Origin of the sequence: Euzebyella marina (genome assembly GCF_014855515.1) — a bacterium.
Lineage (GTDB): Bacteria > Bacteroidota > Bacteroidia > Flavobacteriales > Flavobacteriaceae > Euzebyella > Euzebyella marina.
In genome coordinates this window covers 156,012-172,676 of sequence record NZ_JACYFK010000001.1, presented here as the reverse complement: position 1 = coordinate 172,676, position 16,665 = coordinate 156,012, and the positions used below count along the sequence as shown (strand labels likewise).

The following is a 16,665-nucleotide window of genomic DNA, read 5'->3' as shown; positions in this document are numbered from 1 at the left end:
TGTTTTAAAGTGAAAAATGACTCATTAAAGACCGTTTTTCAAATGTGCGTGCAAACTTACTAAAAAATATAGATTTGGAAAGGGCAAAAAAGCCAAACTTTTTGAATCGCCTGTTAAAATGGATGAAGTGCTTGATTTTTAGCTGTTACGGATCAATTGTTCTAAAACTTCGATGGCTGCATCTGCAATTTTGGTTCCTGGCCCAAAAATGGAATCGACACCCGCCTCGAACAAGAAGTCATGATCTTGTTTGGGGATAATTCCGCCAACCACTACTAAAATATCCGCTCTGTCAACAGAGTAAAGTTCTTCAATTAATTGAGGCACCAATGTCTTATGGCCACCGGCCAATGAGGAAATGCCTATTACATGAACATCGTTTTGCATTGCCTGTTTCGCAACTTCTTTCGGAGTTTGAAAAAGAGGGGCGATATCTACGTCAAAGCCTAAGTCTGCATATCCGGAGGCAACTACTCGTGCGCCCCTGTCATGACCGTCCTGACCCATTTTCGCTATGAGAATGCGAGGTCTTCGGCCATCTAATTCAGCAAATTGGTCTGATAGGCTTGCCGCCTTCTTATAATTCTCGTCGTTTTCCGTCTGTTTTTTATACACTCCCATTACTGATTGATTTTGGGCAGTATGTCTTCCAAATACATCTTCTAAAGCTTTGCTTATCTCACCAAGAGTAGCCCTAGCTCTGGCCGCCTTTACTGCTAAAGCTAGCAAATTTTCATTTTCGTCGATTGGGCTCTTCTCCTCATTTATTCGATGTATTGATTTTTTTGCGGCTCGAGTCAGGTTCTGTAGCGCTTCCTCAACATCTTTGGTGTTCCTGGTTGATTTAATTTGTTCGAGCCTTGTTATTTGGTTCTCTCGAACCTTGCCATTGTCTATTTCAAGAATTTCTATCTCCTTGGCACTATCTGTTTGAAACTTGTTGACTCCTACAATAATCTCTTGACCGCTATCTATCAAACCTTGTTTTTTCGCTGCAGCTTCCTCAATCCTCATTTTTGGAATTCCGGCTTCTATGGCTTTGGTCATTCCTCCTAAATCTTCAATTTCCTCAATTAAAGTCCAAGCTTTTGTTGCAAGCTCAAGGGTCAATCCTTCCACATAATGACTGCCCGCCCAAGGATCCACTGTCTTTGCAATTTTTGTTTCATGCAATAGAAAAAGCTGTGTGTCTCGAGCAATGCGGGCGGAGAAATCGGTGGGTAGGGCAATAGCCTCATCTAAGGCGTTGGTATGTAGACTTTGGGTACCGCCCAGAACGGCCGCTGCCGCTTCGATTGTAGTTCTCGTTATATTATTGAAGGGGTCTTGTTCGGTTAAGCTCCATCCGCTTGTCTGGCAATGGGTTCTCAACGCCATTGATCTTTCATTCTTAGGGTCAAACTGTTTGACAAGCTTGGCCCAAAGCATTCTACCCGCCCTCATTTTTGCAATTTCAGTAAAATGGTCCATTCCAATTCCCCAAAAGAAAGATAATGTAGGAGCAAAAGAATCTAGTTTCAGACCTGCTTTTAGACCGGTTCTCAAATATTCCAGTCCATTGGCCAAAGTATAGGCAAGTTCCAATTCAGCCGTGGCACCTGCCTCGTGCATGTGATAGCCAGAGATGCTTATCCCATTAAATTTGGGCATTTGTTGATTGACATAACTGAAAATATGTGAAATAATCTGCATGCTCGGTTCTGGAGGATAAATGTAGGTATTGCGAACCATGAACTCTTTTAAAATATCGTTCTGAATGGTTCCTCTCAACGCCGATATGGTTGCGCCCTGCTCTTCGGCAGCTACGATGTAAAATGCCATAATAGGCAAAACGGCACCGTTCATGGTCATTGAGACGGAAATATCATCTAGGGGAATATCCTTAAATAGAATTTTCATGTCCTCAACCGTATCGATGGCCACGCCGGCTTTGCCCACATCACCGATGACACGTTCGTGGTCGCTATCGTAACCCCTGTGAGTGGCAAGGTCGAAAGCCACCGAGAGCCCTTTTTGACCGGCTTGTAAATTTCGCTTATAAAACTCATTGCTTTCTTCAGCGGTAGAAAATCCGGCGTATTGTCTAATTGTCCACGGACGGTTAACATACATGGTAGTATACGGGCCACGAAGAAAAGGAGGAAACCCTGCTGCAAAATTAACATGCTCAAAAGCTTGTTTGGTCTCTTTCTGATTTCCCTTATCAGCTAGTAGTTGGTCTAAATTTAGATGTTGTATGTCTTTTCTAGGTTTCAATATTTTTAGGCAAATTGTAAAAGAGAAGTTAGTTGCGCTCTGTATGAATAATTTTCTTTTCCATTTTTTCTGACAACCGATATTCAATAATTGGTTCAATCAGGGTTTTAATATTTCTTTTTTCCCGAAACGGATTTTTATCAACCTGTAAGTTCATGGGTTCCGACTCAGAGTAAAAGGCGTTCGAGCCGACAAGTATTTCTTCTTGCCTGTCAAAAGCCAATTGTTCCTTTTCTGCACTTTCCTTAATTTTTTTCTGGATGAGCCCTTTTTTTAAATGCTCGAGAAAGCCGCCTGATTTTTCTATTTGCTTAAAAAGTAATAGTGCCTTTTGGGTGAATTGTTCGGTCAGACTTTGTATGTAATACGAACCATCAACCGGGTCGTTCTTTCCGGTAAGGTGACTTTCATCTCTTAAGATAAACAATTGATTACGGGCAATGCGCTCGGCGTCTGTATCAAATCTTTGATTGAAATGATTATAGGTCTGGGTGCATATGGTATTGGCACCACCTAAAATGGCAGCCATTGATTCGGAAGTAGTACGTAATAAATTATTGTTTTGGGCAAATAATGTCTTGTTTCTTTTTGAGGATGTTGCGACAATTTGGCAATTTTCTTCAACCTCAAATTCTTTGGCGAGAAGAGACCAAAGTAGTCGTAGTGATTTTATTTTGGCTATCTCGAAAAAATAGTTCCCTACTAAAGAAACTCTAAATGTTGGTTTGCTGAAATACTCTTTCGGTATTAAATTCAAGTATTCGGTCGTGTGAGCTAGTGAATACGCCAATTGTTGAACAATAGTTGCACCAGCGTTTTTGTACAATGAGGTGTCTATCGAAAGGTGATGTGATAGTTCTGAGTCATGTGAGTTTACCAGAAGTTCTGAAAACTGATTTAAACAATTTAGATTGCCTTCGGGCCAATTGCCGGTTTGGGCCAAAACAGAAATAGGGTCTAAGTGGATAAGTATTTGCTCATGGTTGGGCAAGCGTTTAATTTTTTCTAGAGCCGATAGTGAAAAGCTGGATAGTTGGAGATGAATTTTTGTTTTAGAGATTTTAATGTCGGCTAATAGATTTTCTAAATCTTCATACTTTTTGATGTTCTGAATCCATATACTATCTATTTCGCTCTCTAGCGCTGCAAGTATCGACTGTTTAGCTTGATCTACATTTTCACCATCGATTGTTTGACAGGTATTCCATTTTTTAGGTTTTAGCTCAATTTTGTATTTCTGATATGCGGTACTGTCTTGATGATAAAATGGCTTGACCATAATGCCTTCCCGAGACTCCCAAACCATATTTTTATTGTAATCGGCTCCCTCAAGCTCATATTGAATTTTTTGTTTCCATTGTTTTTCAGAGATGGGAGGGAATTCTTTGAACATGATACCTTTTTTATGTTTCGATTAGGGATTTAGGTCAGTTGGTTGTTTATAGAGAAAATAAACCGATTTAGAGTCATATTCTGGAGTAATTAATTACCGCAATTTTCCTTTGTTCTATACAATTGAACGCTTAATCTAGAAAATTAATAATATTTAGTCCGCTGAAATACAATAATTTAAATTTGATAGAAATATGAACAAAAATGTGATTGAGCAATTTCTAATAAAGCTAACGAATATGGATATAAGCAGGTGTTTTTATATCATAAAATCAAAATAATATACTTTTTTTTAAAGAATAATTTCATCTTTTTTTCCTTAGCCTATATATCTTCGTACCGGTTAAGGCTATCATTTCGGAAAAAGAAATTTAGCCAAAAATCTTAAATCTAAGCCTTTGCTTATGAGAATTATGAACGTTCAATTGCTAACAATTAAAGAAAATCGATTAAACGGTAAAATGAACGAATTGGTTGTGTTCTTTTCAATGAATTTGTTTCAATCTAGATTTTTTTGATTTAAGCGGAATAGTTGTATAAAAATAAGTCATTATGGCTATCAAGCGTTCAGCATTAATTATACCGGCCTCCATTCTCATACATTTGTTAATAGTGAATGGAACCCTTTTCTTGTTTACTCCCGATACCTACCTTCAGGGGTTGAATGCTCTATATTACAACTTTTCTTGGCTTTTGATAACCAGTGCTCTTGATTTTTACCCCACCAAGCGAAAAGAGAACTTCTTTACGAACATCCATAAGATGTTCAACCTTTATACCTTATTTGGACTATGCTATTTTGCGATTTTTGGCTTTGGTACCACGGTTGCGATATCAGTAGTATATCATATTAAGATATTATTGATAATCTTTCTCCTCTTAACTATATATAGAGTCTTCTTTTATTGGGCTTTAAGAAAATACCGATTTATGGGGGGGAACTATGTGAACGTATTAGCTATTGGACGAGATAAAAATTTAAAGAAAATTAGAAGGGTTTTTGACGATCCCTACCTAGGCTATCGATATAAAGGTTTTTTTGATGATAGCCCATCGGTGAGTCCAACCTATTTAGGAGAAATATCAAAGTGCTTTGACTATATTACAAAAAATGATATAGATGAAGTGTATTGTCTTGCATCTAAATTTTCCCAATCTGAACTTCAACGTCTTATAGATTTTGCCGATAACAACTTGATAAAGCTTAAGATTATTCCCGATAATAAAGAAGTTTTTACTCGCTCGATGAGCTTGGAAATGTATGACGGAATACCGGTGCTTAACATTCGTAGGGTCCCCCTCGATACGGACTATTCACGAGTAATTAAGCGTATTTTTGATTTGATTTTTTCTTCTTTGGTCATGATATTTGTGTTGTCATGGTTGGTGCCTTTGATGTACATATTAATCAAATCCGAATCACGAGGCCCTTTGTTCTTTAAGCAAAAGCGGCATGGATATAAAAAGCGCGTTTTTTGGTGCTATAAGTTTCGTTCGATGGCGAATAATTCGGAATCTGATTCCAAAATGGCCACCAAGAATGACATGCGCGTAACCAAGGTCGGTAAGTTTATTAGAAAAACCAGTATCGACGAACTACCACAATTTATTAATGTGTTTTTAGGTGATATGAGCGTAGTAGGCCCTCGACCTCATATGGAATTGCACACAGAAGGCTATCAAACCTCCGTAGATAAATATTTAGTTCGACATTTTGTGAAACCTGGCATTACGGGTTTGGCACAAATTAGAGGCTATAGGGGAGAGGTTGAAAAAAAGAGCGATATCTTAAATCGAATCCGTTTAGACGTACTTTATGTAGAAAAATGGACTTTGGGATTGGATTTAAGAATTATCTACATGACAGCATATAATGTCTTTGCCGGAGAGGAAAAGGCCTATTAGTAGTGTAAAGTAGTAATTTATTATGACAGAATTTGACAAAGGTTTTAGTGAACGAGAGGAAAAGAATCTTGGAAAAATATTTTTCAAATATTTGAAATATTGGCCTTGGTTTTCCTTAGGGGTTGTTCTCTGTTTATTAGCAGTTTTTCTATATCTACGCTATGCGGCCCAGACACAATTTGAGGTAACCAGTACCATATTGGTAAAGAATAAAGACCAAGGGCAAGGCGCGGTAGAGAATGAAAGTATAAAGAGTCTGGGTTTAATCAAAAACAATTATAATGTAGCTGACGAGATTGGAATTTTAAGCTCGTCCGGTTTGATGGAAAAGGTGGTCAATCAAATGGGGCTTGATGTCAGCTTTTTCATTGAGGGCAATATTCGCGACGTAGAAGTGTATGGTGACGATGTGCCTCTAAAGATCTTGGTAGATAAGACTGAATCAAAAGTGATATATGATGAGCCCATATATATATCTATTGTAGATGAAAGTAATTATGAGATTAAGGCCTCACTAGAGGGAGTTGACTATAATGAAACGCATGTTTTTGGCGATTTGGTTAATGCTCCATTTGCAACTTTTACAATTAACCTTAAACCAGAAGTAGAGTTTGAGCATTCAGATAAGCCATTATATTTTGTACTTCGAAATACTGATATAGTAGTAAATGAATTCTTGGAAAGTTTAAGTGTAAATAGGGTAAATGAAACTGGAGATCTTCTTGGACTGTCTTTTTTGAGTAATAATAAGGTTAAGGGAGAAGATATCGTTGCCGGTCTGATAGAGGCTTATGTGCAGGAAATGATCAAACATGAGAATGAATTGGCCGAAAACACTATTAAAATGATAGATGATCGCATTAAACTCTTATCTGGAGAAATAAGTGGTGTTGAGAGAACGGTTGAAGAATTTAAGACCAGAAATGATTTGACCAATGTGAGTAGTAATGCAGACGTTTACATAGAACAGGCGAACGATTATAAAAGAATGATTGCCGACTACCAAACACAAATTAATGTTATGGAGTCGATTGAAGAGTATCTGTCAAGGGGCAATTCCGACACTCCAATTCCTGGTGCTTTAAGTTCTAATGATCCTGCTCTGGTCAGCATTATAGAACAATATAATCAGACTCTTTTCGAAAAGAAGCAACTGTCTCAATCAGCGTCAAGCAGCAACCCCTTAATTTTGAATATGAACCGTAACCTCCAAGAATTAAGCTCGGCTATTTTAGAGAATGTTCGAAGCGCAAAAAACGGTTTGATAATTGCTATGCGAAATTTACAATCGAATGCCAATAAGTATGATGCTCAAATTGCCAAAGTGCCAGCAATGGAGCGTCAATTGTTAGATATCAGTAGGGAACAAAGTACTAAAGAAGGCCTGTATCTTTATCTTCTACGAAAAAGAGAAGAAGAGGTTCTTTCTCTTGCCGCCCCTGTTTCATCTACGAGAATTGTGAGCCTTCCAAAGGCAAGTATGTATCCTGTAGCGCCAAATAAAACGGCTCTTTATCTAGGTGGTTTTTTACTAGGGTTGTTTCTTCCTTTCTCAATTATTTATGCGAAGGATATATTGAGTAATAAGGTGACTAACGTTGAAGAATTAGAAGCATTAGTGTCGGCCCCTGTTTTAGGTGAAATCTCGAAAAACCCTAAAAAAGGTTTGATTGACTTTTCTCAAGACTCTAGAACGCCTACAGCAGAGTTATTTCAGCTTCTACGGTTTAATTTGGAATATTTTAACAAAACTGATAAGAATCAAGTGGTATTAGTAACCTCATCGATTAAAGGTGAGGGTAAGACTTTTATTGCCTCCAATCTTGCGGTCACACTTGCATTCAATGGCGAGAAGGTTGCAGTTTTATCATTTGACCTGCGTGAGCCTCAGTTAATCGAAAACTTAATGATGAATAAGCGGTCTCCTGGTATCACGGATTTTATCCTTAATCGTGAATATGAAGTGGACGACATTGTTCAGAAACATAAGACCATTGAAAACCTTTATGTGATACCTCCGGGAGAGTCGGTTCAATATGTTGGAAGGCTTATGTTAAGTGAAAAGGTGGGTCAATTGATTAATCATTTGAGAAATGAATTTGATAGAATAATAATCGATACGCCTCCCGTTGGCTTGATTTCCGATGCTTATGCGTTAAACAAGTTTATTGATAGTACTCTTTATATCGTGAGAAAAGATTATACAGGTAAGGATCATTTAAAAATCTTGGAGAGAATTTCTCATATGAAAAAATTAAAGAATACAATGGTTGTATTGAATGGAACGGAGACGTTAAGTGCCTATGGATATCAATCAGGAGTCTAATAATTCTTAATTCTAGGAAATGACTGTTAAGAAGAGGATGTTTCAAAATGGTTTAGCCTCGGTGTTTCAAAAAGGCGTAAGAGTTTTAGAACAGCTTTTTTTAGTTCCTTTTTTTATCAGCTCTTGGGGTGCGGCCTATTATGGCGAGTGGTTGACCTTAACCATTGTTCCTACTGTTATTGCTTTTTCGGATTTTGGTTTTGGCTCTGCAGCAGCTAATAGTTTTGTTTTGAAATATGCGGCTAATAAAAAGCAAGAGGCAGCAGATATCAATAAGACAGGGATTTACGTTATAAGCCTAACCATTCTCTTAGCCTTATTGTTAAGTTTTTTAGTGTTGTATTTATTGAATTATTTTGATGTGTTCAGTAAATCACTTATTGATTCCCAAGAAGCGATTATAGCAGTATCTATTTTAATTTTCACACAATTACTTTCTTTTTACAGGCAATTGATAGAGGCTTACTACAGGGCGGCCGAAAGAGCTTCTTTAAGTATCAATTTGGTATCCTTTAAGGCTTTAGCCAACGTATTGGCGGGACTATTGGTATTGCTTTTGGGTTATGGAATAGTTGAGTTTGCCTTGTCTCAATTAATGGTGATGATAATTTTTATTATTGGTTACTGGTTGAAAGGTCAATCTGTTATCGGTTTATTCAAGTCGCATAAAGGACGTAGAGATAATTTAATCCTAAAAGATATAACGACTAAAGGTTTGAGCTATCTAATGTTGCCGCTCTGGCAAATAATATATTTTCAAGGCTCCACATTCGTAGTGCGAATAGTTTTAGGTGCTGAGTCGGTTGCTGTTTTTAACACGGTAAGAACATTAAGTCGATCTTTCAATCAGATTCTGTATTTGGTCGAGCCGACAGTTTTTCCTGAATTGATAAATCAAATTGGCAAGAACGCCTGGGGGGTGGCACAAAGAATATTTAGGGTTGCCATCATCAGTGTTTTTGGCCTTTCGGTAATCGGTTTTATTTTTTTATCTCTTTTTGGTCTTTGGTTTTATAAAGTTTGGACCAATAATGAATTGGAAGTGCCTAGCGCGATGTGGTACATTTTTGTGTCCGGAATGCTTTTAAACGCTTTATGGTATACAGCGGAGATGGTTTTTAGAGCTGTTAACAAACCAAGGAAAATGGGGTTGTATGGGTTGACTGGAGCCATAATTTCGGTCGGGACGATTTATGTGATGGCCGAAAAAATTGGACTTGTGGGCGCCGCCATAGGAACAATTACACTAGATATTATTTTATTGTTTTTAGTGCTCCCTGAAGCCTGTAAACTAATGAGAATGAACATTTATGATTTGTTTAGCGGAGGACTGGGAGATTTACGGAACTTTATCTTTAGAATTAAAAAGAGCCTTCTGACATAATTTATATAGTTTTAAAAGAAAGCTGGATTTAATTAATACTTAATCATGATTTTAATCAAAGCTCTTTCGTTTATATTATTGTTTCCATCTTTTTTTGTAGTTAAGAAGGTTATTAGAAAAGAGGATTTGAACTTTTTTGATTTATTAGTACTTTTTAGCACCCTTTTTTTTGTTGTTATTCCCTTGAAATCAGATGAGAAGGTATTTAATGCTATAGGGATACTTACTACGGAAACATCCATTTACGTCTTTTTTTATTTGTTATTCTTTCTAATAGGCAGCTTAATTGCAAGTTCATTGATAGTTCCAGATAATAATAGCCCTATTAATATCACTTACTTCATAAAGAAATATCCAAAAATCAAAATAAGTGTTTTTTTTAAGGTTTTACTGATATTACTTCCCGTCGTTTCTTTAGTATATTATATACCTCAAACTTCTTTTATAACTGCATTCGATACGATTCAAAATGAAAGCTCTAAAGCAACATATGAGCAATCTTCCTTAATAAAGTTTTTTTCAACCATTTTCAGATTTGGTGTAATAATACCAATTTTACTGCTGTGTCAAAATTTGAAGAATAAAAAAATTGACATACTACTATTGATTTCCTTATCTCTTTTTTTGATAAACTTTTTGATGCTTTCAAGAAGAGATTTACTTGAATTCTTCCTATTTGGATTTGTTGTTTTTTACTCTATCAATCGGCAAGTCATAAATCGAAAATTTATATCCTATTCCCTGATTTTTGGGGCTCTTATATATTTCATCTATTTTCCTTTTTATAATGTTATCAGGACCACTTCTGTAGAATTTAAGATAGAAGAACCATTTACTTCAGTACAAAAAATTTATGAATACGGGATTGATAATTACAGTAAAACTAGTAATAGTGCATCAGACCTCACAGACACTAGGGCTATAAATCTTTATAGAGCAATTTACTGGATAGCGAGAAATGATAGTGATAGGGATATAACTTGGGGAGGTATAACATTATCTGCGATTGATCATGCAATTCCTAAATTTATTAATCCAGGTAAGGGACTTGGCTCAGAAATAGTCTTACAAGATAGACAGCATATAAGTTATGATTCAGCTGATTCTTTTTTATTGTTGGCTCTTGCTGATTATTCAACCCTAGGGGCTTTAATTACTATATTTTTCTATTTGTTTATATATAAATTGTGGAAATTCATAACAGCGGTTAATAAATTCATTTTTGGCAACTCAATAGTTGCCTTGTATGTTGTCTACTCACTATTTAGTCTTAGTTTTTCCATTGAAACTAAGCTTGATGCAATTCTAGCGGATACCGTTGCATTCTTGATTATGGTTGTAATTATTGATGTTATCCATAGTACTAATTTTATAACTATAAAATCAAATAAAGTCACTAATAGAGAATATTTTAAATCATCCGAATTACAGGGTGTTGAATGATTTTTGGTTTGTGTATATATGAAAATAGTTCTTTTAAATCACCATCAGCATTTTACAGGTTACAGCATGAAAAGGTATGTTTCCTTCTTGAAGAATGGTTTAGTTGAAAAGGGGCATAATGTCGAGGTATGGTTTCCGAAACCATATTTTTCTAATAAAAATCTACCATTTAAGTTCAATAAATGGCTGCGTTATATTGATCAGTTTATTCTATTTCCGATAGTTCTGCTCTTTAGAACCCAAAGACTATCTAAAGACACCCTTTATGTGTTAATAGACCAAGCCTTGGGTATGTGGATGCCGATTTTGAAAAACAAATATCATATTGTTCATTGTCATGACTTTACCGCACTAAAATCTTCAATAGGGCAAATAGCTCAAAACCCTACAGGAAGAACAGGTAAAATTTATCAGAAATTAATTTTGAAAGGGGTTTCACAGGCTCAAAATTTTATATCCGTATCAAAACGGACACAACAAGAACTAGTCACTTTTTTAAAAAGGTCACCAACTATTAATAATCAAATCTATAATGCTATCGATCCCATATTTAGTCTAGGGAATATTGATGTGGCTAGAAAGGAGGTTGGTATGAGCTTGGGTGAAAATTTTGATAAGGGATATATTTTACATGTCGGAGGCAATGATTTTTATAAGAACCGAGTAGGGGTCATCTTGCTTTATACAGAATGGAGAAAACAAACTAAGAAAGATTTTCCTTTGATTATGGTGGGGTACGAGCCAAATCAAGAGATATATAGGGCCTATGATTCTTCCTCATTCAAAGAGGATATTTATTTCTTCAAGAATATAAGTAATGACATGCTCGTAAAATGTTATCGTGGTGCCTTATTATTTTTATTCCCTTCGCTTTATGAGGGGTTCGGTTGGCCTGTGGCAGAGGCCATGGCTTGCGGTTGTCCAGTAATTACAACTGATGACGCTCCTATGAACGAGGTTGGCGGTGATGCGGCGTGGTATATTAGCAATAGCGTTAATTATGGTGACCTGACAGTATGGGCAAAGACCGAAGCAAAAGCGATTGATAGTTTATTGAATTTGGACGAAAGCGATAGGGAAGGATACATATTTAAAAGTAAGGAAAATGCCAAACGCTTTACCGGAAAAGTGATTTTAGACGAAATAGAGAAGACGTATTTAGAGGTGCTTGACTCAGTGCAAGACTAATGAATAGATAATCTTAATAAGGTAAATCTCGTTTTTAAAAAAAGGATGTATCCCGAGGATAAAAAATATGAATAGAAATTTTAGTAAACGTTTACTTTTTATAGGATATAACTTTGCACCAGAATTGACCGGTATTGGTAAGTATTCTGGGGAGATGATGCATTGGTTGGCAGAGCGTGGTCATGATTGTACAGTACTAACAGCTTACCCTTACTACCCTGATTGGAAGGTACAGGAGCCTTATAGAAGCTCTAGGTTTTGGTACAAAAAAGAGCTTCATCAATTTAGTTCTGGTGGACGACTAAGAGTTATTAGATGTCCAATGTACGTGCCTAAAGAACCTAGTGGTGTAAAAAGAATGATGTTAGACACAACATTTTCGATTTCGGTATTATTTCGTATGTTACCCCTATTGTTAGAAGAGAAATTTGAATGGGTGATCAGTATAGCCCCCTCCTTTCAATCTGGCATTTTAGGAGTTCTTTATAAAAAATTTAGACGTTCTAGGCATCTGTATCATATTCAAGATTTACAGATTGAAGCTGCCCAAGATCTTGGGTTGATTAAATCTTCCTTTCTATTAAAAGTATTGTTTGGTACCGAGAGATTTATATTTAGAAATACAGATATCATTAGCAGTATTTCAGAGGGTATGATATCACGGATAGAAAGAAAAGCTAAGAAACAGTTACTGTTTTTTCCTAATTGGACAGATACCAAAAGTTTCTATCCCCTATTAAAATCGAAGACTAGTTTAAAAGAAAAATTTGGCTTTAATACAGATGATTGGGTAGTGTTGTACTCTGGTGCTATCGGTGAAAAACAGGGCCTAGATGCTCTATTACATTCAGCTAAAAAGCTGAAGTCATTCACAAGAATTCAATTTGCAATTTGCGGAACGGGACCTTACAAAGAAATATTGGAGACCATGGCTCAGAATATGAATTTGAATAATGTTCGTTTCTTGCCATTACAGCCAAAAGAAGAATTCAATTCTTTTTTGAATATGGCCGATTTACATTTGGTCATACAGAAAGAAAATGCAAGTGATCTTGTTATGCCATCGAAATTGACCACCATTTTGTCGGTCGGCGGTCTGGCTTTGATTACGGCAAATAAAGGATCAAGCTTATACAAGGTCGTACAAAATCATCAAATAGGTGTTTTGGTCAAAGCTGAAAATCAAGAGGCATTGAATAATGGAATTTTGAGTATTTACGAAGACGACGGCCAGGCAATTTTGAGAAGAAATGCTAGAACATATGCCGAACGATATTTGGCTTTGGACGAAGTGATGGGTGCTTTTGAAAAGAAACTACTTAACTATCAATAATAAGACAATTTAATAGACGTTCAATTATATCTATAGAAAATTTAGTTAGCTTATAAACTCATAGTCAATAAATTTATTTTTTATAGTTTATAATGATATAAACCTAAGAAAATCTGGTTTTTTATGATGAATAGCTTAGCACGAATAATCTTTTTGGCCAAAACAAAGATTGCCATGTCTAAGTTGAATAAGCAGTATTTAGAAGCGGAATATGATTTGAAAAATCGGGATGTTTCTAAATTAAACTTTGAGAGAAGAAAAAGCCTGATTGATCATGCAATCCAAAATTCGGACTTCTATAAAGAAAAATACAAAAATCACCTTAGTCTTGGTAAAGGAATTATTGATGAAAAAGACTTTTGCCAGCTACCTGTACTTACAAGGACTGATTTAATAGGCAACTTTAATAAGATTAAATCGGTGGGGCTTAAATCGCCTGATTACAGAAGAGCTAGTTCCTCAGGAAGTACAGGAAGCCCAGTGACAGTTTTGCACGATCAACGACGACCGGAAACACCTACAAGATGGAGAATTTTAAACTGGTGGGGGGTAAAGCCATGGGAGAATCAAGCCTTTATTTATAGATACGAAAGACCTATTGAGAAAAGGTTCTTTAATTCTATTATTTGGTGGCCGACAAGGCGAATATTCTTTGCCGCGGCAGATTTCAATGAGAAAAAGATTGAAAAGTTTATTAGACGATTCAATCGGATCAAACCTGCCTTGGTACAAGGTTATGTAGATGTAGTGTTTGAATTTGCTCTTTACCTATTGGATCATAATATAGAAATAGAGGCTCCGAAAATGGTTTGGGTTACTTCAGCACCTTTGTTTGAAGAACAAAGGGAAATTATAGAAAAAGCTTTTGGAGCGCCAGTCTGTGATCAATATGGTAATACCGAAATTCTACTTATCGCAGCAGAATGCAGGTCTCAAAACGGTCTTCATATAATGCAAGACAAAGTTCACGTAGAGTTTGTTGATGAGAATAATAAACCCTTGCCGCCCAATAAAACTGGAAAGATTTTACTGACCGATTTAACGAACTATGCTTTTCCATTAATAAGATATGAGATTGGGGATGAAGGCAAGGCACTAGATTTTAGTTGTAGTTGCGGAGTGCGATTACCATTGATGGAGAACGTGAAAGGTAGGCAAACCAAAAATATTAAAACCCCCTCCGGACTTCTAATAAGGGGTGAACATATAATGGCAATGTTTAATGGGTATATGAAGTTTTTTAAGGAAATACAGCTGTATCAGAAGTCTGATTATTCCGTTTGCCTTTATTACGTTTCCCGAAAAGCGAGTTATGGAGCAGAGGAAGCTTCTAAAATGATTGAGCTACTTAGAAAAAGAACTAGATATGAAATTCAACTTGAGCACAAAAGGGTGAAAAAAATTAAAAGATATAATGTGAAAACACCTTTGATTGTCAATGAATTTACTTAATCATATTTAGATGCAAAATAAATGAATTTCAAGCTGTGTGTAAAAAAAATTGGTGAATCATTAATAAATGAAAGGTACCATTACTTTTCTAATAAACGCGCCAATGAAATACTCTTCTCCATTAAAAAGGTAAATGGTCTTGCCGACAAGAAGCAATTAAGAAATGCAGAAGAATATGCAAAAGATGTTTTTGGAAGTGTCAGATTCGCTCCTTGGTTAAAGGTATACACGTCAGTGAGAGGTGAGTTTTTAGAAGGATGGATCCCAGATAATTTTTATGGGAGAAATGTGATTACTAGAATTCAAGGGGACTATGGAAAGACTTCGTTCTTAAAGTCTCTTAGCCATAAATTATTTGATGAGCGCGTTTGCCCAGACTTGGCTTATTATATAAATGGAAGTTGGTTTGATCAAAATTATTATTGGGTACAAAATCAACATGTAGCCGATTTAATTTTTTCAAACGATGATAAGGTAGTCTGTAAACTTGACGATACCGCCCAGGGCAAGGGTATATTTTTCATGGGTAGAAATGAATTTGATCTTGAAAGGTTACAAGGCTTCGGTAATTTTACGATTCAAAGGCCCATTGTTCAAAACTCTTTCTTCGAAAAATTTAATTCGAATTCTGTGGCAACCATTAGATTAACGACCGTTCTAGATTTAATGGGTGAAGTTCAGTTGCGGGCAAGTTACTTAAGGTTAGGACGTGTCATGGATACACATGTTCAATCCTCTTCACATATTCGAATACCTATAGATATGAATACAGGTTTACTCTCGAACGAAGGGTATCTGCCTAACTGGCATCGAATAGAAAAACACCCTGATAGCAGTGTCGGCTTCGCGAACAAATACCTTCCTAATTTTGAGGATTGTGTAAATATGGTCATTAGATTACACAATAGAATGCTGATGGTCGGTAGCATTGGTTGGGACGTAATCGTTGATAGTAGCAGTAAACCGGTTTTGATAGAATGGAACGGCTATAGTAATGATATTAAATTTTCAGAAGCCACCCAAGGGCCTTGTTTTCATGATTTAAACTGGCACCAGTATTCCTGAAAAACTGAGTTGAGACTATAAATGAATATCGTAATTTTTGCTAATAAAAGCTTTGATTTGGCCGGGATTGTTTCCACATTCCTTTTTTATCTCATAAATTTTTGCATCAACAAGAGTTCTATACCACCAACCTTGAAGAAAATGCCATAAGAACCCTTCTTTTCCTTGGGTGAACCCTAGTTTAATGATGTAGCGATACAAAAAATAAATAAAGGCCCTTACAAATAATGGCATGTTGGCGTATTTTTTTTTCTTTTCCCTCTTAGATTCGGCATCTTCTGATAATTTCTTGCCGTATGCCCCTTTAGATTTATCATCTAAAAAATTAAGCTCAAGATTTAAAAGATCAACCGCTTCTCTAATGGAATAGCCATTATGTTTCTGTGTCCACCAACCTAAAGAGTTCAAGTTATGATCTACAAAATAATTGTCAAATAGTATGCTTTCCCCATTCGTTAATATAATGTGCTCGTCCATCCATCTTTCTTCACAAAAACCCTGTTGATATTTAAATAAGCGTAACATATTCATTTGAAGCATGCCCTTGGTCATGAGTTTATTTAGAAAGAACATTTTTCGTTCAAATACCACGCCTGAGATGTTTGAGCTTAAATGTGACACTTTTGAATGAATTTCTTCAACCAACTCGTTGGTTAAATATTCATCGGCATCTAACCGAAAGACCCATGTTGTTTCAATCGGAAGATTGTTCAATCCCCAATTAAATTGTTTGGCATAATTATTTTCCCATTTATTTTGATAGACTTTTGCACCCATAGACTCAGCTATTTCGACGGTTCTATCGTTTGAAAAAGAATCTACTAAAAATATTTCATCAGAAAACTTTTGAGCATTGAGTATACATCGCTCAATATGCTTTTCTTCATTATAGGTAAGAATGATTGTTGAAATAGATAGCAT

The 16,665-nt window shown here is 36.0% G+C and carries 11 protein-coding genes; 8 read left to right on the top strand and 3 right to left on the bottom strand.

Translation table 11 applies throughout. The features are described 5' to 3' along the window. Positions 1-138: 138 nt before the first annotated feature. Positions 139-2,256: a methylmalonyl-CoA mutase gene (gene scpA, locus IL356_RS00665; protein ID WP_225621356.1), complete on the bottom strand. Its 2,118-nt coding sequence runs from the start codon at positions 2,254-2,256 to the stop codon at positions 139-141. 28 nt (positions 2,257-2,284) lie between these two features. Then, positions 2,285-3,649: a methylmalonyl-CoA mutase family protein gene (locus tag IL356_RS00660; RefSeq protein WP_121847706.1), complete on the bottom strand. Its 1,365-nt coding sequence runs from the start codon at positions 3,647-3,649 to the stop codon at positions 2,285-2,287. 551 nt (positions 3,650-4,200) lie between these two features. Here IL356_RS00660 and IL356_RS00655 point away from each other — a divergent pair. From IL356_RS00655 to IL356_RS00620, 8 genes are all read left to right on the top strand, one after another. Next, complete coding sequence (locus IL356_RS00655) at positions 4,201-5,553, top strand: undecaprenyl-phosphate glucose phosphotransferase (RefSeq protein ID WP_225621355.1); 1,353 nt, start codon at positions 4,201-4,203, stop codon at positions 5,551-5,553. A 22-nt stretch (positions 5,554-5,575) separates the two neighbouring features. After that, complete coding sequence (locus tag IL356_RS00650) at positions 5,576-7,879, top strand: GumC family protein (protein ID WP_121847707.1); 2,304 nt, start codon at positions 5,576-5,578, stop codon at positions 7,877-7,879. 19 nt (positions 7,880-7,898) lie between these two features. Next, positions 7,899-9,263 carry a lipopolysaccharide biosynthesis protein gene (locus IL356_RS00645; RefSeq protein WP_162987801.1) on the top strand — a complete coding sequence of 455 codons (1,365 nt, stop codon included), beginning with the start codon at positions 7,899-7,901 and terminating at the stop codon, positions 9,261-9,263. Between the two features lie 45 nt (positions 9,264-9,308). After that, positions 9,309-10,706: an O-antigen polymerase gene (locus IL356_RS00640; RefSeq protein ID WP_121847709.1), complete on the top strand. Its 1,398-nt coding sequence runs from the start codon at positions 9,309-9,311 to the stop codon at positions 10,704-10,706. 66 nt (positions 10,707-10,772) lie between these two features. Then, positions 10,773-11,894, top strand: a complete 1,122-nt coding sequence (locus tag IL356_RS00635) for a glycosyltransferase family 4 protein (protein ID WP_162987802.1) — start codon at positions 10,773-10,775, stop codon at positions 11,892-11,894. Between the two features lie 67 nt (positions 11,895-11,961). Further along, positions 11,962-13,227, top strand: coding sequence for a WcaI family glycosyltransferase (locus IL356_RS00630; RefSeq protein ID WP_121847711.1), 1,266 nt, complete (start codon positions 11,962-11,964; stop codon positions 13,225-13,227). Between the two features lie 123 nt (positions 13,228-13,350). After that, on the top strand, positions 13,351-14,679 hold the full coding sequence (locus tag IL356_RS00625) for a phenylacetate--CoA ligase family protein (RefSeq protein WP_162987803.1): 1,329 nt from the start codon (positions 13,351-13,353) through the stop codon (positions 14,677-14,679). Between the two features lie 21 nt (positions 14,680-14,700). Then, positions 14,701-15,744: a sugar-transfer associated ATP-grasp domain-containing protein gene (locus IL356_RS00620; protein ID WP_121847713.1), complete on the top strand. Its 1,044-nt coding sequence runs from the start codon at positions 14,701-14,703 to the stop codon at positions 15,742-15,744. 15 nt (positions 15,745-15,759) lie between these two features. On the opposite strand, the gene IL356_RS00615 is transcribed toward IL356_RS00620, so the two are convergent. Further along, positions 15,760-16,665, bottom strand: a complete 906-nt coding sequence (locus IL356_RS00615) for a glycosyltransferase family 2 protein (RefSeq protein WP_121847714.1) — start codon at positions 16,663-16,665, stop codon at positions 15,760-15,762.